The organism is Psychrobacillus sp. FJAT-21963 (genome assembly GCF_001420585.1).
Taxonomy (GTDB): domain Bacteria; phylum Bacillota; class Bacilli; order Bacillales_A; family Planococcaceae; genus Psychrobacillus.
The window spans coordinates 575,098-598,137 of sequence record NZ_LJIY01000001.1; the positions used below are offsets into that span (position 1 = coordinate 575,098).

At 37.8% G+C, this 23,040-nt stretch carries 25 protein-coding genes; 1 reads left to right on the plus strand and 24 read right to left on the minus strand.

Going from position 1 to position 23,040, the window contains the following annotated elements; translation table 11 throughout:
* Positions 1-264: 264 nt before the first annotated feature.
* From atpE to AN959_RS02720, 23 genes are all read right to left on the minus strand, one after another.
* A complete protein-coding gene (gene atpE, locus AN959_RS02610; protein WP_053590520.1) occupies positions 265-489 on the minus strand; it encodes a F0F1 ATP synthase subunit C in 225 nt (74 codons plus the stop codon).
* A gap of 68 nt (positions 490-557) precedes the next feature.
* Positions 558-1,271, minus strand: a complete 714-nt coding sequence (gene atpB / locus AN959_RS02615) for a F0F1 ATP synthase subunit A (RefSeq protein WP_053590521.1) — start codon at positions 1,269-1,271, stop codon at positions 558-560.
* Between the two features lie 32 nt (positions 1,272-1,303).
* Positions 1,304-1,672 carry an ATP synthase subunit I gene (locus tag AN959_RS02620; protein ID WP_053590522.1) on the minus strand — a complete coding sequence of 123 codons (369 nt, stop codon included), beginning with the start codon at positions 1,670-1,672 and terminating at the stop codon, positions 1,304-1,306.
* Positions 1,673-1,678: 6 nt separating this feature from the next.
* Positions 1,679-1,897, minus strand: a complete 219-nt coding sequence (locus tag AN959_RS02625) for an AtpZ/AtpI family protein (protein ID WP_056828048.1) — start codon at positions 1,895-1,897, stop codon at positions 1,679-1,681.
* A gap of 252 nt (positions 1,898-2,149) precedes the next feature.
* On the minus strand, positions 2,150-2,779 hold the full coding sequence (gene upp / locus AN959_RS02630) for a uracil phosphoribosyltransferase (RefSeq protein ID WP_053590524.1): 630 nt from the start codon (positions 2,777-2,779) through the stop codon (positions 2,150-2,152).
* 309 nt (positions 2,780-3,088) lie between these two features.
* Complete coding sequence (gene glyA, locus AN959_RS02635) at positions 3,089-4,324, minus strand: serine hydroxymethyltransferase (protein ID WP_053590525.1); 1,236 nt, start codon at positions 4,322-4,324, stop codon at positions 3,089-3,091.
* Between the two features lie 20 nt (positions 4,325-4,344).
* Complete coding sequence (locus AN959_RS02640) at positions 4,345-4,890, minus strand: TIGR01440 family protein (RefSeq protein ID WP_056828050.1); 546 nt, start codon at positions 4,888-4,890, stop codon at positions 4,345-4,347.
* A gap of 28 nt (positions 4,891-4,918) precedes the next feature.
* Positions 4,919-5,356, minus strand: a complete 438-nt coding sequence (gene rpiB / locus AN959_RS02645) for a ribose 5-phosphate isomerase B (protein ID WP_053590527.1) — start codon at positions 5,354-5,356, stop codon at positions 4,919-4,921.
* A 216-nt stretch (positions 5,357-5,572) separates the two neighbouring features.
* Positions 5,573-6,877, minus strand: coding sequence for a methyl-accepting chemotaxis protein (locus AN959_RS02650; RefSeq protein ID WP_053590528.1), 1,305 nt, complete (start codon positions 6,875-6,877; stop codon positions 5,573-5,575).
* A 2-nt stretch (positions 6,878-6,879) separates the two neighbouring features.
* A complete protein-coding gene (locus tag AN959_RS02655) occupies positions 6,880-7,320 on the minus strand; it encodes a low molecular weight protein arginine phosphatase (RefSeq protein WP_056828053.1) in 441 nt (146 codons plus the stop codon).
* 100 nt (positions 7,321-7,420) lie between these two features.
* Positions 7,421-7,924 carry a manganese efflux pump gene (locus tag AN959_RS02660; RefSeq protein WP_053590530.1) on the minus strand — a complete coding sequence of 168 codons (504 nt, stop codon included), beginning with the start codon at positions 7,922-7,924 and terminating at the stop codon, positions 7,421-7,423.
* 221 nt (positions 7,925-8,145) lie between these two features.
* The gene (locus tag AN959_RS02665; protein WP_056828056.1) at positions 8,146-9,171 is read right to left on the minus strand and encodes an L-threonylcarbamoyladenylate synthase; all 1,026 of its coding nucleotides are present in this window, start codon (positions 9,169-9,171) and stop codon (positions 8,146-8,148) included.
* A gap of 68 nt (positions 9,172-9,239) precedes the next feature.
* The gene (locus tag AN959_RS02670) at positions 9,240-9,782 is read right to left on the minus strand and encodes a stage II sporulation protein R (RefSeq protein ID WP_056828058.1); all 543 of its coding nucleotides are present in this window, start codon (positions 9,780-9,782) and stop codon (positions 9,240-9,242) included.
* A gap of 45 nt (positions 9,783-9,827) precedes the next feature.
* Entirely contained in the window at positions 9,828-10,694 is an 867-nt protein-coding gene (gene prmC, locus AN959_RS02675) for a peptide chain release factor N(5)-glutamine methyltransferase (protein ID WP_056828059.1), read from the minus strand.
* Complete coding sequence (gene prfA / locus AN959_RS02680; protein ID WP_056828062.1) at positions 10,678-11,757, minus strand: peptide chain release factor 1; 1,080 nt, start codon at positions 11,755-11,757, stop codon at positions 10,678-10,680. Before prfA ends, prmC begins: the two co-directional genes overlap by 17 nt.
* A gap of 499 nt (positions 11,758-12,256) precedes the next feature.
* The gene (locus AN959_RS02685) at positions 12,257-12,829 is read right to left on the minus strand and encodes a thymidine kinase (RefSeq protein WP_053590535.1); all 573 of its coding nucleotides are present in this window, start codon (positions 12,827-12,829) and stop codon (positions 12,257-12,259) included.
* A gap of 133 nt (positions 12,830-12,962) precedes the next feature.
* Positions 12,963-13,178 (minus strand): 50S ribosomal protein L31, encoded by a 216-nt coding sequence (rpmE, locus tag AN959_RS02690; protein WP_053590536.1) that lies wholly within the window; start codon positions 13,176-13,178, stop codon positions 12,963-12,965.
* A 159-nt stretch (positions 13,179-13,337) separates the two neighbouring features.
* Positions 13,338-14,621, minus strand: coding sequence for a transcription termination factor Rho (gene rho / locus AN959_RS02695; RefSeq protein ID WP_056828064.1), 1,284 nt, complete (start codon positions 14,619-14,621; stop codon positions 13,338-13,340).
* Between the two features lie 513 nt (positions 14,622-15,134).
* The gene (gene glpX / locus AN959_RS02700; RefSeq protein WP_056828065.1) at positions 15,135-16,097 is read right to left on the minus strand and encodes a class II fructose-bisphosphatase; all 963 of its coding nucleotides are present in this window, start codon (positions 16,095-16,097) and stop codon (positions 15,135-15,137) included.
* A 179-nt stretch (positions 16,098-16,276) separates the two neighbouring features.
* Complete coding sequence (locus tag AN959_RS02705) at positions 16,277-17,554, minus strand: UDP-N-acetylglucosamine 1-carboxyvinyltransferase (RefSeq protein ID WP_056828067.1); 1,278 nt, start codon at positions 17,552-17,554, stop codon at positions 16,277-16,279.
* Between the two features lie 19 nt (positions 17,555-17,573).
* Entirely contained in the window at positions 17,574-18,221 is a 648-nt protein-coding gene (gene fsa / locus AN959_RS02710) for a fructose-6-phosphate aldolase (RefSeq protein WP_053590540.1), read from the minus strand.
* Between the two features lie 93 nt (positions 18,222-18,314).
* Positions 18,315-19,172 carry a class II fructose-bisphosphate aldolase gene (locus AN959_RS02715; protein ID WP_053590541.1) on the minus strand — a complete coding sequence of 286 codons (858 nt, stop codon included), beginning with the start codon at positions 19,170-19,172 and terminating at the stop codon, positions 18,315-18,317.
* Between the two features lie 182 nt (positions 19,173-19,354).
* Entirely contained in the window at positions 19,355-19,714 is a 360-nt protein-coding gene (locus AN959_RS02720) for a response regulator (RefSeq protein WP_056828070.1), read from the minus strand.
* 141 nt (positions 19,715-19,855) lie between these two features.
* Here AN959_RS02720 and AN959_RS02725 point away from each other — a divergent pair, with 141 nt between their 5' ends.
* Complete coding sequence (locus AN959_RS02725) at positions 19,856-20,374, plus strand: DUF2529 family protein (protein WP_056828072.1); 519 nt, start codon at positions 19,856-19,858, stop codon at positions 20,372-20,374.
* 953 nt (positions 20,375-21,327) lie between these two features.
* Here the strand turns inward: AN959_RS02725 and AN959_RS02730 are convergent.
* Complete coding sequence (locus tag AN959_RS02730; RefSeq protein WP_056828074.1) at positions 21,328-22,923, minus strand: CTP synthase; 1,596 nt, start codon at positions 22,921-22,923, stop codon at positions 21,328-21,330.
* Between the last annotated feature and the right edge of the window lie 117 nt (positions 22,924-23,040).

Sequence of the window (23,040 nt, forward strand, 5' to 3'; positions counted from 1 at the left end):
ACGCTAATAAGAGATCTTGCTTCTATAATGTATAAATGTATTTATTGTTTTCTAATTCATAAAGAGAATGGCGGATAAAAAACCCGCCATTTCAGACTGTTGACAAACGCTTTCATCCTTCGTTGCTTGCACTCGTTGTTAGCTCATGAACTATTAGTTCAATTCGCTTCCGCCTCGTTCTTCGCGCCTCGACTGACAAGCGTTTTCAAGACAGCCTGGAATATCTATATTAGAGAGATACTCCAAAGATTTTGTATTTGGTTCTTATTTGTTTAATACGATGAAAGCGATAACTGCTGCGATAATTGGAATCGCCTCAACTAATGCTACCCCGATGAACATAACTGTTTGTAAAGCTCCACGTGCTTCTGGTTGACGAGCAATACCTTCTACTGTTTTTGAAACGATTAAACCGTTACCGATACCTGCACCAAGTGCACCTAAACCGATTGCTATAGCTGCTGCTAAAAGACCAACTGAACCTACCATTGTGTAATTTCCTCCTTGGAATGTTGTTTTTTTTTATTTATTTCTGCCTAGTTTCCTAAACAGTTATATTAATGGTCTGACGACACTTTATGTGACATATAAACCATTGTTAACATAACGAAAATGAATGCTTGGATCCCACCTATAAATAGGGAGAAACCTTGCCATGCCATTGCTGGAATAATTGCTCCAACAAAGCCGAAAATACTAGAAGTTGCTAATCCTGCGATCAGTCCTAAAAGAACTTCCCCCGCATAGATATTACCGTAAAGACGAAGACCAAGTGTCAACGTATTTGCAAATTCCTCAATAATTTTTAATGGAAATAAAAATGGAAGTGGTTTTAAATAAGTATCAACATTATATTGTTTAAAACCTTTCATTTGAATTCCGTAGTAGTGCGTTAAAACGATGATCATAACGGATAATGTCATGGTGATGGTTGGGTCTGCTGTTGGAGATTTCCACCAAAGTACCCCATCATACGTGATGGCAAATGGAAGACCTAATACGTTTGCTACTGCAATAAACATAATTAGTGTAATCCCAAGTACATGGAAACGCCCACCTGTTTTCCAGTCGAAGTTACTTTTAATAATCCCCTTCACAAAATCCATAATCCATTCCATGAAGTTCTGCATACCAGTCGGTTTCATTTTTAAGTTTCTTGTCGCAATATAAGCAATTAAGAAAACGATAAGTGTAGTTACCGCAAGCATTAAAATGTTTGACCAGTTTCCATACAGTCCTAAAAACTTGAACGTTGGATTTGCATGTTCCACGATTCATTCACCTCTCTTTCACAATCTCATAGTTAATGTCTTGCATGAAACACAATTCTTTCTACTATTAGTAGAACATAGGGAATCATTAATCCGATAACTGTGCTGATCAGATGTATGTACTCTGGAAGGGCAAGGGCAATTGCAACAGCTGCAACGCCTGATGCGAAGCGAAAAGTTGTGCCGAGACCTGCTCGTCCTTTTCCATTTGTCAACACTCGATCAAATTTCTCCATTCTACGTACTAGAATCCAGAAATTATACAGACCAAATAAAGAACCTAGTGCTAAGCCCGCAAATATTGGCGAATATGGGGTAAATCCCCAACCTAGCGCACATGCTCCGAGCAAAAAAAATATGTACTTTTTCTGCTTCGTATAAATACGTTGCATTTCCTGCATGGGTCTTCAGTCTCCTGAATCATATTTTCGAATGGTAGTAATAATGGCGAACACACCAACTGTAAGGCCAGCGAGTAAACATATTACTAAAAATACTGGAGTGGTTCTAAAAATATCGTCTATCCACATTCCTGTGAATATACCTATTAAAATAGAACCTACAAGCTGTGAGAGAATCGCAGAATACATCGCTATCCCTTGTAACGGACGTCTATTTCGACGCATAAAAGAGTCCTCACGTTTTTCCTATTTAAGTAAAAACTGTGAAACTAGTAGAAAGTTGATACGACAAGTGTTTCGAGCATGAAACCCCTATCATTGATATCCTTTGTAAGCATACAATAGGGGCAATTTGATGTCAATTAGAAGTAGTGAAATTCTTCACATATACTTCACAATTGACATCTTATCGACAAATTTAATAGAGTCAATTTACTTCTTTTTCTTAAAAAACCATAAATGATTCTATTTACCCAATTACTTCGTACCGAATAGTCTGTCTCCTGCATCGCCTAACCCTGGAACAATATAGCCATGGTCATTTAGCTTTTCATCTAAAGCTGCAATATAAATATCTACATCTGGATGAGCTTTTTTCAATGCTTCTACACCCTCTGGAGCAGCAATCAGACACATAAATTTAATGCTTGTTGCGCCACGCTTTTTCAAAGAGTTAACTGCTTCAATTGCGGAACCTCCAGTTGCAAGCATCGGATCTACAAGGATGAAATCACGTTCTGCAACATCTGCGGGAAGCTTTACATAATATTCAACTGGTTGCAATGTTTCTGGATCTCGATAAAGACCAACATGTCCAACCTTCGCAGCTGGTATGAGTTTCAAGATTCCATCAATCATTCCAATACCTGCACGCAGAATAGGAACAATCCCTATTTTCTTACCAGCAAGTACTTTTGATTTTGTTTTTTGTACAGGAGTTTCCACTTCTGTCTCCTCTAATGGTAAATCACGTGTAATCTCAAACGCCATGAGTGTCGCAACCTCGTCTACAAGTTCACGAAACTCTTTAGTTCCAGTGTTTACATCACGGATATATGTAAGTTTGTGTTGAATGAGTGGATGATCAAATACAAATACTTTTGGCATATGGCGTATCTCCTTCTCGTTTTATTTGCAATTCTACTAATTATAACAAAAGAATATGGTTACATACTAGTAATCCTACGTTCTTAATATTGCGTCTATTTTAAGCCGACATAGGATTGTAAATATATTGTCATTGATTGCCTTTGTTCATTTTCCCACTCCTCACATATTGCCCAATAGTCTTTTTTTAAATTCATTCAAAAATAAAATATAAGAACATCCATTTTACAAGTTGAAATGAAAGGTTAGACAGTATAAAACGGAAAAGGCTACTTTTCCAAAGAAAAGTAGCCTTCATATACTAAACTATTAATTGTATAATGGGAATTTTGCTGTTAATGCAGAAACACGTTCTTTAGATTCTTTAAGTACAGCTTCGTCTTCATGGTTTTTCAGAAGTTTTGCAATGATTGAAGCGATTTCTTTCATTTCTTCTTCTTTAAATCCACGTGATGTAACTGCTGGAGTACCAATGCGAACTCCTGATGTAATGAAAGGACTAGATGTATCAAATGGAATCGTGTTTTTATTTACTGTAATTCCAACCTCATCAAGTACATGCTCCGCTACCTTACCTGTTAAATCTAAAACAGAAACGTCTAATAGCATAACGTGATTATCAGTTCCACCAGAAACAATGCGTATACCTTCTGCAGTTAAGCTATCTGCAAGAGTTTTAGCATTTGCAATCACTTGTGCTTGATACTCTTTAAATTCAGGTTTTTGAGCTTCCCCAAATGCTACAGCTTTTGCAGCAATTACATGCATTAATGGTCCACCTTGAATTCCAGGGAAAATTGTTTTATCAATTTTCTTAGCGAACTCTTCGGTTGTTAAGATTAATCCACCACGTGGTCCACGTAATGTTTTATGTGTTGTCGATGTAACGAAATGTGCATATGGAACTGGGTTCGGATGAAGTCCAGCTGCTACTAAACCTGCAATATGTGCCATATCTACAAACAAGTAAGCTCCTACTTCATCAGCAATTTCACGGAATTTAGCAAAGTCGATCGTACGTGAATACGCACTTGCTCCAGCTACGATCATTTTAGGCTTATGTTCTAATGCAATCGCACGAACATTTTCATAGTCGATCGTTTCTGTTTCTTTATCCACACCATAATCGATGAAGTTATATTGAATTCCACTAAAGTTAACTGGAGAACCGTGCGTTAAGTGACCACCATGGGAAAGATTCATACCTAATATTGTGTCACCTGGTTGTAACGCAGTCATGTATACTGCCATATTCGCTTGAGAACCTGAATGTGGTTGAACATTTGCATGCTCAGCTCCAAAAATTTCTTTTAATCGATCACGAGCGATATTTTCCACTACATCCACATGCTCACAGCCACCATAGTAGCGTTTACCTGGGTAGCCTTCTGCATATTTATTTGTCAGTACAGAGCCTTGCGCTTCCATAACTGCTTCTGACACAAAGTTTTCTGATGCAATTAACTCAATATTTGCTTGTTGACGTTTTTTCTCTGCCAGCATAGCTTCATGTACCGCTGGATCTTGTGCTAAAATCTTTTCCACTCTTAGTTCCTCCTCCAATATCATCCGTAAAATGCACGTTCTCCGCCAATTAGCTTTGGACGTGTTCTCGCAATCGTAACGATCGCTTCCCCAATATGCTTAGTGGACACGCGAATCGGAACAGCAACAGGTTTCAATTGCATACCGATAAGCGTTTGTCCTATGTCAATGCCGGCATGTGCTTGTACATGCTCGACAACTACAGGGTCTTGAAATTGAGTGTACGCATAGGCAGACATAGAGCCACCTGCACGAACAACTGGAATAACCGAAACTTCTGGTAATCGATAGAGAAGCTGGGTTTCTCTTTCCATTGTTATTGCTCGATTTATATGTTCACAACCTTGAAATGCTAAATGAACCTTATTTCGATCAGCAAAAGCACGCAAAGGTTCATATAAAACCTCGGCTACCTCTAAGCCACCAGCAGTACCAATTTTCTCGCCGATAATTTCCGAAGTTGAACAGCCAATAACAAATAGATCATTCTCTTTTAAGAACGCTTGCTGCTCAACCTCGAGTAGAAGCTGTTCTATTTGTTGTTTCCACAAACTTTTTGCTTCCATCTAATAATCGCCTTCTTCTATTTATAAATTAGTTCTCTAATGCCGAAATTTTTTCTACACGGCGCTCGTGACGTCCACCTTCAAAGTCTTGTGCAAGCCAAGTAGCTACGATTTCTCTAGCAAGTCCTGGACCTATTACACGTTCACCCATTGCAAGAACATTAGAGTCGTTATGACATCTTGTTGCTTTTGCAGAAAATACATCATGCACTAATGCACATCGAATACCTTTTACTTTATTCGCCGCAATCGACATACCAATACCTGTACCACAAATTAATATACCACGATCAAACTTCCCGTTTGCCACACCTTCTGCTACCGGCATTGCATAATCAGGATAATCGACTGAATCATCGTTTGTTGGACCGAAATCCTCATAGGAAAGTCCAAGCTCTTCTAATTGTTGAATAATTTCTTTACGGAGATTATTACCGCCGTGATCGGAAGAAATCGCTATTTTCAAATCGTTCCCTCTTTTCTGTTCATATTCCTACTCATCATACCATTATTCTGCACAAAAAAATACAATTCACACGAAGTGAATTGTATTTTTTGACGAATTTCTGTCATTTCTTTAAAAATAGTTGTTATTTTAAAATAATCTACAGTAAAAACCGAACAATAAATAAAAACGCATTGTTATTATTCGGCTTTATTTTGTTATAAAAAAATGTATATATTATTTAGTATTACGATCAAAAAGGCTTATTACATTATATAGTTCTTCAGATTGTTTCTTCAAATCAACTGATAAGTGATCGATTTCTTCAATAGAACGTGCTTGTTCATCAGTAGCACTTCGTACCTCTTCTGCTCCTGCGGATGTTTCTTCTGCTATTGCAGCAACCTCTTGTGATTGTTGGGCTGTACTTTCAATATTTGTTAACTGCTTTTCAACCAATGAAGATATTTCTACTACTGATTCGGCCATCTCATGTATTTTATTGGACATACCTTCTACTGCCTCGTTTGTCTCAGAAACACGCTTCGCTTCACCTACAGCAAAGCTTACTTGATTTGTCATTTGTTGAACGACAGTTTGCACATCCGTTTGGATAGCAAGGATAAGCTCAGATATCCCTTGTACCGCCTTAGCACTTTCATCCGCTAGTTTGCGAACCTCTTCAGCTACAACTGCAAAGCCTTTTCCATGCTCCCCCGCACGTGCAGCTTCAATAGACGCATTTAATGCAAGCAAGTTCGTTTGAGCAGCGATATCTCCAACTAACTGAATAATACTTTCGACTTTTCCTGCGTTTTCTTCTAATTGGTGCACATTTCCTAATGCTGCCTCACTACCAGAAGCAATCTTCTGGATCCCATTTACAAGCGATTGTATAGCTTGCGTAGTTTGGGCTAATCCATGAATCATTTCCTGCGATTGTACAGAAGACTTTTCAGCACGTTTATTTACTTCTGAAGCAAGCGTTCTGACGTCTTCTACAGATTCTGCTGTTTCTTGTACTGCTATCGCTGATTGTTCTGCACCTTGTGAAATTTGTGCAATCGTACTTGCGATTGCTTCTGCTTGCTCCGATGCCACAGATGATTGCGCTGATAGTTGTTGAACAGTATTATTTGTCTTCTCAAAATTCTTTTCAATGCCTTGAACCATTTCTCTTAAATTCACAAGCATCGCCTGAAATGCTACTGCAACGGATTGAATCTCATCTTTGGATTTGGGAACTTCCACATCCACCCCAATTTTTCCTTCTGAAGCAAGATTTGCAACTTTTTCTAGATTAAATAAAGGCTTAATAAGTAATCCACTAAAAAAGTAAGCCAATATACCAGACCATAAAATACCTAAAGCGTACATAGCAATCTCAAAAGGTACAGATTTAGTAGTAGTATCAAAGATAAGCGGTTGTATAAAATTAATAAAAATAGCACTTGTTGTATATGTAATTAAAGCTAAAACAGTGACAAACAGCACAATCTTCTTTTGTATTCCGAACGCATACTTCTTCTTTTTTTCTTTCATCCTTAATCCCCCTGAAGTTTTTTCACTAGTTCATCCGTTAGTACATTCAATTCTCTATACGTAGCTTCATATGTACGCAAGTCTCCACCATATGGATCAGATACATCACGTACAGCTTGGGGTGTTACGTACTCTGTGTACATGTAGACTTTTGATATCGCATGCGGAAATGCAAAGATAATAGCTTGTTTATGGGATGCCGTCATCGTTAATATGATATCTGCCCAGTCAACTATTTGTTCATTTAATGCGGATGATTTATGTTTAAACTGGATAGATTTATTCTCCAATACTTTTTGCCCATTTGAAGACATATTACCTCCATCCATCGCATAAATACCTGCTGAACGCACCTCCACACCATTTAAATGACGCTCTTTCAACAATGCCTCTGCAATTGGACTACGACACGTATTTCCCGTGCAAACAAATAATATATTCATCGTACTAATTCCCCATCTCTAGTATATAATAAAAAGTCCTATAATTGTTTTAAATTTTATGATTATTTTTGACTATATTTTGTGAATCTACATAATTCGGTTAATTATTTTGTAACGTTAAAATTCCCATTATTAATAATATCAGTCCCGCAAATCTCATGATGAAAGCTCGGTTCATAATTGCATATTTATATATTATATTTTGCGCAATAAACACTGCTAAAAATGAAAAAATTCCCGAGCTGAGTATGAATATAAACTTCTCTACTTTTAGCATACCAAATGAAATACTTACTGAAAAGGTATCAACGCTTGCTACGACGGCCAATAGAAACGGAGATAAAAGAGGAGCTTGCTTTGGAGATTGTGTAAGAATCATTTGTAATCCCAGTAATGAAAGAAGAACTCCAGATAAATAGGGACTTGCATGCTGAAGATAATTCTGCACGATAATCCCTGCGTAATAACCGATTAAAGGAAAAAGCATATGTAATGCCGCAACCCATGCAGCTAGAGTAAATACTTGTTTTCTATAAGATACTAGAGAAAACAATATTAGTACATCCACAGACATTAATACACCAGCCAAAATTTCACGCCACAAAAAAATCTCCCCCGTCCATTTGCATAATTAACTATATGCAAACTATTAGGAGAGAATACACTCAGACTGTATGAGAAACGCTTTCATTCTTCGTTGCTAGCACTCGTTGTAAGCAAACGAACTTAAGTTCTATTCGCTTCCGCGCCTCGCCTAACAAGCGTTTTCATTACAGTCTTTAAACTATTCCTCTACATCTATATCGCTAAAACTTAAAGAGATTATTAACTATACCAATTACCTTTAGCAGCCTTTTCTAATCTATTCATGATCGCACTTCCAACTCCATGTTTAGGAAAAGCTGGTACAAGGACTAAATCAGCATCTGATTCATCACATTTTCTAAGAGCTTCGTACAATAGGTGTGCAGCATCTTCCAGTTGATTTTCCTTGCCTAATGTAAAAAAGTAATCCGCATTACTTTCACTGTATAGGTCACTTGCAATTAGCGCTACTTTTTTATGATCACTATGTATGCTTTCCACTGCTTTTTGAACTTCAATTATAGAAGCTTCTATTAAATAGACTGGAGCATCCGGTGCGTAATGTGCGTACTTCATTCCTGGCGCTCTAGGAGCTTCTGCTTTGTCTGTCAGTTTTGCTTCATTTACTGGACCAATCACTTTTTCAAGCATTTCTTTTGTAACTCCACCTGGACGAAGAATTGTTGGTTTGTCAGTTGTAACATCCAAAACCGTAGATTCTAAGCCAATCCCTGTTGTACCTCCGTCTACTATTAAAGGTATCTTTCCTTTTAAGTCATGTAGCACGTGGACTGCCTGAGTCGGACTAGGTTTTCCACTTCTATTTGCACTCGGAGCAGCAACTGGTTTTTTTAAACGTCTAAGTAATTCTAGAGCTACTGGATGCTCAGGCATTCTCACACCAACTGTATCTAATCCGGCTGTAACGTTTTCAGCAAGAGTATTTGGTTTTAATGGCAAAATCAACGTTAGGGCTCCTGGCCAAAATGCATCCATACATTCCATTGCAAGCTTTGGTATATTCATCGTAAATGAATGGAGATCTTTTTTATCACCAATGTGAACAATTAATGGGTTATCCTGCGGTCTTCCCTTCGCCTCGAATATTTTTCGGACAGCAGTTTCTTTGGTAGCATCAGCACCTAAACCATACACTGTCTCTGTTGGAAATGCGACCGTTTCTCCATCATTTAATAAATCCACAGCTTGTGTATAACCAAGTTCTTTTGTGGATAAGTTATCCACACTCACAATTTGTGTTTTCATGTCGTAATTACTCCTTTCTCTATAAGTTGTCCACATTTTGTGTATAACTATTAATTATATGTGGATTATTATGTGGAAAACTTCTTTTTTAACCATTCCCATACAAAAAATTTAGGTTTCTCTTTTTTCTTTTCTTCTTTCATTTCATCCTTATAACAAACTTTTGGAAACAGTGCACACCACCAATTATCCCCGCGACCACTGCCTATTGTAATAACAATCGAGTCTACGTGTGTTTGTGCTACTATCCCATCATTCCACACTTTCGGAGGAAACAATGCTTGTCCTGTGGATAAAGTAATTTTTTCTTCATATTTTTCTGACAAATTATCCACAACTTCTTCTAATTGTGTATAAGTTTTCTCTGGATTACTTGCGTAACTTCGTAAAATAGGCTCAATACTATCTCTTACTTCATTTTTAAATTGTTGATCTTCTACTGAATTGCTATTAGCAATAAGACGAAATCGTGTTCCATCTGTTTGCTCCATAGGTTGAAATAGAATAAATAAACAAAATTGAATAAGTAGTAACATCCATACAAATAAAATAACCGCGTCTATTTGTTTTCCAATCCTCGGTGCTCTTTTTATCTCGTAATCTGGTAACATATAACATTCCTCCCTTAGGAACATTGTTACCAATAGATTCATAACTTATTCATTGATTGTACAAAAAACAAAACGATTTTTTTTATTAATGTCCTTAACCACTTCTACTGTCGCATTAGGAAATGCTTTTTGAAGCATTTTTTGGACAGCTGTGCCCTGCTCGTAGCCAATCTCAAAGCCTATTAAACTTGGGATATTCATCATGGTAGGAAGCTGTTCTGCCATTTTTCTATATAATTGCAATCCATCTTCTTCTGCAAACAATGCTAGATGTGGCTCGTATTCTATTACGGTATCGGAAAGGGACTCTGCTTCCTGTTGTCCAATGTAGGGTGGATTAGATAAGATGATATCCCATTTTTGATTTGCAATAGGCGCGAGTAGATCACCTTGTTCGAATTGAACTTCGGCGTCTAAACGCTGAGCATTTTTTATCGCAACTCGGAGTGCTTCGGTTGAAATATCGGTTGCAGTTACTATAGTATTCGGCATTTCTTTTTTTATGGAAATCGCAATAGCACCACTTCCAGTTCCGATATCAGCGACCTGTATGACTTTATTGATACCGAACAATTTTAATGCACGTTTTTTTACATCTTCTATTAATTCTTCTGTTTCAGGTCGAGGGATTAAGACGTTTTCGTTTACTATAAAATCTCTCCCATAAAACGTTTCCTGTCCAATAATGTATTGAAAAGGACGACCAGTTGCATGCTCCTCCACATATGCCCAAAAAGTTTGGAACGCTTCTTGGGATATTTCTTCATACATAGCCATCATCAATTCAGAATAATTTTTCTTTAATACATGCTGCAACAAATAACGAGCCACTTCTTTTTCTCGATTATTCTCTTCTAAAAAAGAAGAAGCCCGGGTTAGGGCCTCATAAGTTGTTTTACACATTCGTATCATTCATTCTTTCTAATTTTTCGGCTTGATCCTCCAATATTAATGCATCCACTACTTCATTCAGCTTTCCTTCTAAAATCTGGTCAAGCTTTTGAATTGTTAAACCGATGCGATGATCCGTCACACGATTTTGTGGATAATTATATGTTCGAATTCGCTCTGAACGGTCACCAGTACCTACGGCAGATTTACGAACTGCATCATATTCGGCTTGTGCTTCTTGACGGAATTTATCAGCAACCCGTGCACGTAGAATTTTCATAGCCTTTTCTCTGTTTTTAATTTGCGATTTTTCATCTTGCATGGAAACTGTAATGCCTGTTGGTAAATGCGTCATACGAACAGCTGACATGGTCGTATTAACGGATTGTCCACCCGCTCCAGAAGATGCAAATGTATCCACACGAACGTCCTTTTCATGTATATCAACATCCACTTCCTCCGCTTCCGGAAGAACAGCAACAGTTGCAGTGGATGTATGAATACGTCCACCAGACTCTGTTTCTGGTACGCGTTGTACACGATGGGCACCGTTCTCATATTTCATTTTGGAATAAGCATTCGTTCCATTAATCATGAAAATAATCTCTTTGAATCCACCAAGTCCAGTAGGAGAGGATTCCATAATATCAATTTTCCAGCCTTGTGTTTCTGCATATCTACTGTACATTCTGAATAAATTCCCTGCAAATAAAGCAGCTTCATCTCCCCCAGCAGCTCCACGAATCTCCATAATAACGTTTTTATCATCATTCGGATCTTTTGGAATCAATAGAACTCTAAGACGTTCTTCAAGCTCTGCAATTTGGTTCTCCAAATCATTAACTTCTTCTTTTACCATATCACGCATATCTGCATCGAGCTTTTCATCTAACATCAGCTTTGCGTCGTTATATTGACTTTTTGCATCCTTGTATTCACGGTACGCATCTACTGTCGGCTGCAAATCTGATTGCTCTTTTGAATATTCTCTTAGTTTTTTTGTATCGTTGACCACATCTGGGTCACTAAGCAATTCATTTAAATTATTATAACGATCTTCTACCGATTGTAATCGATCAAACATCGAGCTCACCTCGTTCATTTAAGTCTATATCATTCCTATTATAAAGAAAAAGTCTCTTCCTCGCTACTTTTTCTAATGGCGAGCTTTATTTTTGGCGTATGGAGACTAATTTGTCTATGGGAGCAACCATATATCATTCTCTGATATATTTTGCGTGTAATTATTTACCTTTTAAAGTTACAAAACGGCACTTCGAGACCAATTACGTTGCAAACGAGACCAATTCACTGCTATGCAAGACCATTTCCCTCTGAAACGAGACTAAATCCAGAGAAGTCGAGACCATTTCTCAAAATAAGTCTCTGAAATATTTTGCGTGTAATTATTTTCCTTTCAATGTTACAAAACGGCACTTCGAGATTAATTACGTTGCAACCGAGACCAATTCACAGCTATGCGAGACCATTTCCCTTTAAACCGAGACTAAAGGCAAGGAAGCCGAGACCATTTCTCAAAATAAGAGTTATCTCACGTGAGATAACTCTTTGAAGTCCATTATTTATAGAGGTGGATTGGCGTGGCATTTTCGACATACAGGGTAATAAGTGTCATTGCCACCAATTTGAATTTGCTCCCCAGTATATACAGGCTTTCCTGCCTCATCCACACGTAAATTCATAATTGCTTTTTTATGGCAGAACCAGCAGATCGTCTTCATTTCCTCGATTTTATCGGCATAGATGAGCATATAACGGCTACCTTCAAATAACTCATTTTGAAAGTCATTTTTTAAACCAAAGCCCATCACCGGAATGTCTAGCTCGTCCACTACTTTAGTCAATTGCAAAACATGCTCTTTTTTCAAGAATTGTACTTCGTCAATTAACACACAATAAGGTTTTGGTGAATGTTCTTTTACCAATTCATATAAATTCGTATCGTCATATGTAGCTGTTGCTTTTCTCTTTAAACCTATTCTACTAGAAACATATCCTACTTCATCTCTTGTATCGATTCCAGGTGTAAAAATAAGAACAGGTTTATTTTGTTCTTCATAATTATGTGCAACCTTCAAAATCTCAATAGATTTTCCGCTATTCATTGCACCGTGCTTAAAAAATAATTGTGCCATTTGAATTCTCCTTGTGAATCTTCTATTTTCCTCTATTCATTTATAACATAAAGAGGCTGGCATCTACATAGATAATATTCAAAAAAACAAAAATACCTGCAAAACACAATTGTGCTTTACAGGTACTTGGTAATTAGTTTTTAGCTTCTTCTTTGATACCGTATTTTTTGTTGAAGCGATCAACACGGCCATCCGCAGCTGCGAATTTTTGACGTCCAGTATAGAATGGGTGACATTCGTTACAGAACTCGACACTGATGTTTGATTTTACAGAACCAGTTGTGAATGTGTTACCACATGAACATGATACTGTTGCTTCTTTGTAATCGGGATGAATTCCTGCTTTCATCTCTATCTCTCCTCTCGCCCTGAACCATCTGGAACAGAGTTGGTTATAAAACTGATACCTTACACGATCCGATTGATTGCCAATCGTATATGTAGCAGAAAATTGTAAACTTACATTGAACATAATAGCATGTCTGTTATTAAAATGCAAGTTCTTCGATTATAGAGAAACTTTCCCACTACGATGCGCTTTCATTTCTACTGCCAGTTGCTCAAAGAATGCTTCGTTCGTTTTTGTTTGTCTGAGTTTCTTCAAGAAACGCTCCGCAAAATCGGATGAATCGGAAAAAGTTTTGCGAATAGCCCAAAGCTTGTCCAATTGATCTTTTGGAATGAGAAGTTCTTCTTTTCGCGTACCCGAGCGACGAATATCGATTGCCGGGAAAATACGACGTTCTGCAAGACTTCTATCTAAATGAAGTTCTAAGTTACCTGTACCTTTGAACTCTTCATAAATTACTTCATCCATACGAGAACCAGTATCAACTAGTGCAGTAGCAAGAATCGTTAAACTACCGCCTTCTTCAATATTACGAGCAGCTCCAAAAAATCTTTTTGGACGATGGAATGCAGCAGGGTCAATCCCTCCGGAAAGTGTACGTCCACTTGGAGGAATTACTAAATTGTATGCACGGGCAAGACGCGTGATTGAATCCATTAAAATGATTACATCACGTTTATGCTCTACTAAGCGCATTGCTCTTTCTAAAACAAGTTCCGCTACTTTCACATGATTTTCTGGAACTTCATCAAACGTGGAGCTCACAACATCCGCCTTTACTGAACGTTCTATATCTGTAACTTCTTCTGGACGCTCATCTATTAATAAAACAATCAGTTCCGCATTTGGATGATTCGTCGTAATAGCATTTGCGATTTCTTTTATTAATAACGTTTTCCCTGCTTTTGGAGGTGCAACAATTAAACCACGTTGTCCGTATCCAACAGGTGCTACCAAATCCATTATGCGAGTCGATAGTTTTTCAGGAACGGTTTCTAATTTAATATGGCGGTCCGGATATAAAGGTGTTAGAGCAGGAAAATGAACTCGTTCCTTCGCTATTTCTGGATCTTCACCATTTACTAGTTCCACATGAAGTAGGCCGTAATAACGTTCACTTTCTTTTGGAGGACGAACTTTTCCCGTTACTTTATCACCATTTCGAAGGTCAAATCTTCTAATTTGAGATGCCGAAATATAAATATCCTCTGAACTCGGAGAGTAGTTAATAGGACGTAAGAATCCAAAGCCCTCTTGTTGAATAATCTCTAAAACACCTTCCATGAAGAAGAAGCCTTCTTGTTCTGCTCGAGATTTTAAGATAGCAAAAATAAGTTCTTTCTTTGTAAGCTTGCTATACGCTGCAATTTTGAACTTTCTTGCAAGTGTATAAAGCTCTTTTAGAGTCATACTTTCTAACTCATTAATTGTTGTTTGTGTCATTGGCGTTGCACCACTCTTTATTTTATTTTTATGTTCCTATTTATTTTTGGGAATCAAATACAACAAGTTGAATTTGCGACAACTATTGCTCTCCTTTAGATTTACTACATTTTTTAATGGCTTCACCTAAATGGATTGTCTACACTTATCTATTTGTAACTGTTGATTAAGGTTAATAGGATTGAAGTTTGTTAAGAGGATACCCAATCAGAATTGGCTGATTAGAATGTTAACAAATGCAGTTTTAGATGTCGTGAACTTAGAATACCTCGACTGACAAGCGTTTTCAAGACTTTTTGAGGTCCGACCTTCTAATTTATGCATTTGTCTCCAAGATGACCTAATCTGTTACGGAGGGTATTCATGTGAGAAGTTTTATTTTATCACGCTTTATGTAAGACTCTCATGAAGGAAGCAAAACAAAGTTATGTTGACAGGCAACATCTTTGAAAGCTTCCTCGGAGTCTAAACCACTATTCATTTTAGAATTGAATTAAGCGATAAAAGTTATTCTTATAGAACTAAATTCGGTTTTTTCTTTAAGCTGTGTCTTCCTTCAACAAAACGAATTGTACCAGATTTAGCTCTCATAACGATTGAGTGCGTTGAACCAAATGCACCTTTGAATTGTACTCCACGAAGAAGTTCACCGTCTGTTACACCAGTTGCTGCAAAAATCGCATCGTCACCTTTTACTAAGTCTTCCATACGTAAAATTTTGTTTACGTCTAGTCCCATTTTAATACAACGAGCAAGCTCTTCATCATTTTGCGGCACTAGTTTTCCTTGTATTTCTCCGCCTAAACATTTTAATCCAACTGCAGAGATAACTCCCTCAGGAGCACCACCCATTCCAAATAAAATGTCAACGCCAGTATTATCAAAAGCCGTGTTTATAGCTCCAGCTACATCACCATCATTAATTAGCTTAATACGTGCACCAGCAGCTCTAATTTCATCAATAATTTTTTGATGACGGTCGCGACCTAAAATTGTTGCCACTACGTCTTGGATGTCTTTATTTTTTGCACGTGCAACTGCTCGTAAATTATCAATAACAGGTGCGTTAATATCAACTTGACCAACGGACTCTGGACCTACTGCCAGTTTGTCCATATACATGTCTGGAGCATGAAGTAGATTTCCACGATCAGCAATTGCAAGAACTGCAAGTGCATTCCATCCACCTGAAGCTACAATATTTGTACCTTCTAACGGATCCACTGCCACGTCAACTTGGGGACCACCAGTTCCATGTCCAAGCTTTTCTCCGATATATAACATCGGCGCTTCGTCCATTTCACCTTCCCCAATTACTACGACACCTTCCATTGGAATTGTGTCAAAAACTGTGCGCATTGCAGTAGTTGCTGCGTCATCTGCTTCATTTTTTAATCCGCGTCCCATCCAGCGTGCAGATGCGATTGCTGCTGCCTCTGTTACACGAACTAATTCCATTGATAAACTACGTTCCATTTAATATATGCCTCCCGTTTTACGGTTTATATTCCGGTCTGTGTTTCTTCCTGTACCATTGTAGCATATTTGTCAAATAAGAAAAGTAAGGCGCCGGTTATCAGCAACGAGTTTGCTAACATGCAAAATGGGCATTTTGCCTTGTGCTGATAGGCGCCTATAGTCTGAGTGGAAGTACTTTATTCTGAGTTTACTTCTATTTCTTTAATTTCCACTCTTCTAATATCTGCTCCTAGTCCTCGAAGCTTTTCAATAATGGAACTATAGCCACGTTCTATATGGAAAATATCTTGAATCTCCGTTTCACCCTCAGCGATCAATCCAGCAAGTATGAGAGCTGCTCCAGCCCGCAAATCACTCGCTCGAACAGTGGCGGCTTCAAGCTTGGCTGGCCCCGTAATAATAGCAGTTCTACCATCCACTCGCCCATTAGCGTTCATACGGCGTAGTTCATCAATTTGCTTGAATCGAGCTGAGTAAATAGTATCGGTAATAACGGAAGTTCCGTTAGCTTGCGTTAACAACACCGAAAAAGGTTGTTGTAAATCCGTAGGAAACCCAGGATACACAAGAGTTTTCACATCGACTGCTTGTAAATTTTGAGCTTTCGGAATGAAAATCTTCTCTTCATGCTCCTCCACTTTTACTCCCATTTCTCGTAGTTTTGCTGTTAATGCTTCTACATGAAATGGAATCACATTGTCAATCGTGATACCGTCACCTGCTACAGCAGCCATAATCATAAATGTTCCGGCTTCAATTCGGTCTGGAATGATAGTGTGCTTTGTCCCGTGTAATTCTTCAACACCGTCGATTCGAATGACATTCGTCCCAGCACCTTTTATATTCGCTCCCATATTTGATAGCAATGTGGCAACATCAATGATTTCTGGTTCTTTTGCAGCATTTTCAATAATCGTTCTACCCTTTGCAAGTACTGCAGCAAGCATAATATTAATAGTTGCCCCAACACTTACGACGTCTAAATAAATTTTCGTGCCAATCAATTTCTCTGCACGTAAATAAATAGCGCCATGCTCATTCGATACTTTAGCTCCTAATGCCTCAAAGCCTTTAATATGCTGATCTATTGGGCGAGGTCCCAAGTGGCATCCTCCAGGTAATCCAATAGCCGCTTTATTAAATTTTCCAAGAAGTGCACCCATTAAATAATAAGATGCTCGCAGCTTTTTAATATTACCATTTGGCAAAGGCATATCCACCACATTTGTAGGATCAATTGTCATCGTTCCGTCTTCAAATGTGATTTTTGCACCTAATTCTTCTAGAATATCTTTCAATGTCCACACATCTAAAATCTCTGGCAGGCCTTCAATAGTTACTGGAGAGTTCGCTAACAAGGAAGCAGGAATTAGCGCTACTGCACTATTTTTTGCCCCGCTTACCTTAATCGTACCATGTAAACGATTAGCTCCTTTTATTTTATAAACTTCCATACGTTTCTCCTTCGTCTTGTTACTCGCTCTTACGATTGTTCCAATCCGCTAGAAATCCTTCAATTCCTTTATCTGTTAAAGGATGGTGGAATAGTTGTTTTAATACTTTAAATGGAGTTGTAGAAATATGAGCACCATTTAAAGCTGCATCCGTAATATGCTGAGGATGTCTGATGGAAGCTGCAATAATTTCTGTATCAATGTTGTGAATAGCAAAGATTTGAGCAATTTTCGCAATCAGTTCCATTCCATCATGCCCAATGTCATCTAAACGGCCTAAAAATGGCGATACATATGTTGCACCTGCGCGAGCTGCCAATAGCGCTTGGTTTGCACTAAAGATAAGCGTCACATTCGTTTTGATTCCTTCTGAACTAAAAACTGCGCATGCTTTTAACCCTTCAGGTGTCATCGGTAATTTCACCGTAATATTCGGTGCAATTGCTGCAAGTTCTCTACCTTCTTTAATCATACCCTCTGCATCCAATGCGATTACTTCTGCACTTACAGAACCATTTACTAATGCTGTAATTTCGCGAAGGCGATCGTGAAATGAAATATTTTCTTTCGCCACTAGCGAAGGATTCGTCGTAACTCCGGATAAAATACCCCATGCGTGTGCTTCTTTAATTTCCTCAAAATTAGCTGTATCTATAAAAAATTTCATCTTAATAAGTTCCTCCTTATGATGGAAAAATAGGAGAAGCTTCTGTATGTTCACTAGAAGACTTCTCCCCACATTCTATTATATCTTACTGATTTATGCTTTATTAGAGCTTCCAAATTCGCGCATTTTACCAATAACGGTTGTTTTAATAGCATCACGTGCTGGTGTTAGGTATTTACGTGGGTCATACTGATTTGGATTTTCATCCAAATATGCACGAATCGCTTTAGTAGCAGAAATTTGGTTTTCCGTGTTCACATTGATTTTAGCTGTCCCTAATGAGATTGAGCGTTTAATATCATGTGTAGGAATACCTGTTCCACCATGTAATACTAACGGAAGATCTGCTAATTTAGAAATCTCTTCCATTTCTTCAAAACCTAAATTAGGTTCACCTTTATAAGGCCCATGAACTGAACCAAGTGCTGGCGCTAAGCAATCAATTGCAGTACGTTTCACTAATTCCGCACATTCCGCAGGATCAGCATAAATAACGCCATCTGCTATTACGTCGTCTTCCTGCCCACCTACTGTACCAAGCTCTGCTTCTACAGAAACGTTGTGTGCGTGTGCATAATCCACTACTTTAGAAGTAATTTCTACGTTTTCTTCAAATGGATGATGAGAAGCATCAATCATAACAGAAGTGAATCCAGCATCGATTGCTGCTTTACATTTATCAAAACTTGAGCCGTGATCTAAGTGAATTGCCACTGGAACTGACGTTTTATAGTCTTCCATTAGACCTTTTACCATATGTACAACTGTTGTAAAGCCGCCCATATATTTTGCCGCACCTTCGGATACACCTAAAATAACTGGTGATTTTTCTTCCTCTGCCGCTTGTAAAATAGCTTGAGTAAATTCAAGGTTATTTATATTGAATTGCCCTACTGCATAACCTTCTTTTTTTCCTTTTTCAAGCATTTCTTTCATCGATACTAAAGCCATTCCAATGGACCTCCTCTATTTTCATACACTCTCATTTGTACATCATTTTTCTCTCTCTAATTTATCTGTTGCAGACGCCTGTTATTCAAGTTACAGAAATATATTGTTGTAAAAGCTAAACTGCGTCTTCCACTTTTCATCATAACAAAAAAAGGCCATGTTTTCCACTGCCTGCCTATGTACTACTTCTTTAATATATTATTTACTGCATCACGCACTTCGAATATATCAAAAGGCTTAGTAAAGTAAAGAGAAGCACCTAAATCCTTTGCTTCTTGAATTAGGTTTAACTCTCCATATGCTGTCATCATCATGACAGGTAAATTTGGATACTTTTCTTTAAGTAAAGTTAAGATTTTTATTCCATCCATACCTGGAATTTTCATGTCTAATAATACACCATCTAAACTTTCCGCACTAGCAATATCCAAAGCTTCTGGACCATTGGCCGCTAAGCTCACTTCGTAGCCTTCCTGTGAAAAAACTTCTTTTAAGAGCATTCGTATTCCTAGTTGATCATCTACGATTAATATGTGTTTCATGATGTACAAACCCCTTTTATTAAATTTTCCCCTTCTATACTATTCGCTATTAATATACATTTTCCTTCTAAAGATTCTAAAAAATACCCATTTTACGTTTATCTTTTCCTACACTATAATAAAAATTGAGGTGAAAAAAGAATGAAAATGTTAACGACACAACTGACAGGTCTCCTCCAAAGAATAGTAAATTCGGAGGAAGAAAATATTGAAGAAACTGCTAGACTTCTTGCACAAGCGGCCGCAAGAGAAGGCTTTATATACTTTGCAGCATTCGGTGAAATGGAAAGTATTACGATAAATGCAGAAAATGCCGTAGAAAAATTCCCAAGTTTGAGAGTTTGGACTTCCGATACCGAACTTACAAGTGCAGATCGCGTTTGGATCATCACTAGATCTAGTGAAAACGAAGATGCTCTAGCACTTGCAGAGAAATTAAGTGTAGAATTTATTCCGTTCAGTGTACTTGCTGCTGAAAATCATAATGATGAAAACAAGCTAGCGAATCTTGCTTATACATATATTTCTTTGAAAATTACGAAAGGCTTACTCCCTGCTGAGGATGGCAGTAGAATTGTATTACCTTATGCGCTAAGTGCAATGTTCGTATACGAAGCTGTCAAAATGAAGCTAGACGAGATCCTTTTAAGCGAAGATTAAAAATTAGCATCGATATGCCCATGGAAATAAGAAATTTCCGTGGGCATTTTATATTAAATTGTATTCAAAGGGTATCACCTAAAGATTAGTCGCTGTTTTTATTGTTAAGTTTCACTGTTAATAAATTTATTGTGAGAAATGGTCGCGCTTATGATGGAATTGGTTGCTTTCAGACGAGAATGGTCTCGCTCATTGGGTAATTGGTTGCTCTCACACTTAGATCGGTCGCTCTTTGCCATTTAATTCCTAATTACCACGTTCCCGCATAATAAATCCATTTCTCAAGTGAAGTAAACTCTTTATTGTGAGAAATGGTCGCGCTTATGATGGAATTGGTTGCTTTCAGTCGAGAAGGTCTCGGTCATTGTGTAATTGGTTGCTCTCACACTTAGATTGATCGCTCATTTCCATTTAATACCTAGTGACCAGGCCCATTCTCAAGAGAAGTAAACTCTTTATTGTGAGAAATGGTTGCGCTTGTGATGGAATTGGTTGCTTTCAGTCTAGAATTGGTCGCGTACATTGGGTAATTGGTTGCTCTCATACTTAGATTGATCGCTCATTTCCATTTAATACCTAGTGACCAGGCCCATTTCTCAAGAGAAGTAAACTCTTTATTGTGAGAAATGGTTGCGCTTGTGATGGAATTGGTTGCTTTCAGTCTAGAATTGGTCGCGTACATTGGGTAATTGGTTGCTCTCACACCTAGATTCGTCGCCCTTTGCCATTTAATACCTAATTACCCAAACTACTTCATAAGAAACCCATTTCTCAATTGAAGTTAACTCTTTATGTTGAGAAATGGTCTCGCTTGCGATGGAATTGGTTGCTTTCAGACGAGAATTGGTCTCGCTCAGTGGGTAATTGGTTGCTCTCACACCGATATTGGACACTCTTTGCCGTTTAATTCCAAATAAAAAAGCAGTTCGACAAGTCGAACTGCTTTTTCTTTTTTATTCTCCTACGGATGCTTTGATGAACTCACGGAATAATGGTTGTGGACGCTGTGGACGTGACACAAATTCCGGATGGAACTGAGAAGCTACGAAAAATGGGTGATCTGGTAGCTCGATGATTTCGATTAGACGACCATCTGGGCTTGTACCAGAGAACATAAATCCTGCTGCTTCAAATTGTTCACGGTATTCGTTATTGAATTCATAACGGTGACGGTGACGTTCGTATACAAGTTCTTCTCCGTATGCATCATGTGCTTTAGAACCAGGAGTTAATTTACATGGATATAATCCTAGACGAAGTGTTCCACCTAAATCCTCTACGTCTTTTTGCTCTGGCAATAAATCAATAATAGAATGTGGAGTTTTTGGATCTAGTTCAGTTGAGTGAGCTCCTTCAAGTTCTAATATGTTACGAGCAAATTCAACTGTTGCTAATTGCATTCCTAAGCAAATACCTAAGAATGGTACATTGTTTTCACGAGCAAATCGTGTAGCTGCAATTTTCCCTTCTACGCCGCGGTCTCCAAATCCACCAGGAACAAGGATGCCATCTACATCTGAAAGAATTTCTGCAACATTTGCATCGTTCACTTCTTCCGCATTCACCCATTTCACTTCTACATCTGCATCAAATTTGTAGCCAGCATGTTTCATTGCTTCTACTACTGAAATGTATGCATCTTGAAGCTCTACATATTTACCAACTAACCCTATGCGAACTTTTTTAGATAAAGATTTCACTTGATCAACAAGTGCTATCCAATCTGTCATATCTGCTTCTTTTGTAGCAAGTTGGAAATGATCCACAACAATTTGATCTAAATGTTGCGCTTGAAGATTTAATGGAATTTCATATAATGAATCCGCATCAATACATTCGATTACTTCTTCTGGTTTAATGTCACAGAAAAGAGCAATTTTATCTTTCATATCTTGAGGAACTGGCATCTCTGAGCGAACAACAATGACATTTGGTTGAATACCTAGACTACGTAACTCTTTCACACTATGTTGCGTTGGTTTTGTTTTCATTTCACCGGCAGCTTTTATAAATGGAACTAATGTACAATGAATGTACATTACATTGTTACTGCCAACGTCACGTTTCATTTGACGGATTGTTTCTAAGAAAGGTAGTGATTCGATATCTCCTACTGTTCCACCAATTTCAGTGATAACAATATCCGCATGTGTTTCTTTTGCAGCTAAGAATAAACGATTTTTAATTTCGTTTGTAATATGTGGGATAACTTGTACTGTTCCACCATTGTAATCGCCACGGCGTTCTTTTCTTAGTACAGAAGAATATACCTTCCCAGTAGTAATATTTGAGTATTTATTTAAATTAATGTCAATAAAACGCTCGTAATGACCTAAATCTAAATCTGTCTCTGCCCCATCGTCAGTTACAAAAACTTCTCCATGCTGATACGGGCTCATAGTCCCTGGATCTAAGTTGATGTAAGGATCAAATTTTTGAATTGTTACGTTTAATCCTCTGTTTTTTAATAAACGACCTAGAGATGCAGCCGTAATTCCTTTACCTAGTGAAGATACAACCCCACCAGTAACAAAAATAAATTTAGTCATGCTTGTTCCTCCTAATATAGTATCTATTTCGCCTTGGTCTTTTAAGCTCAGATTTTACACTCAAGTAAAGATGATAACATATAACATTGCACCGAGCCCAATGATTTTTTCTTTACA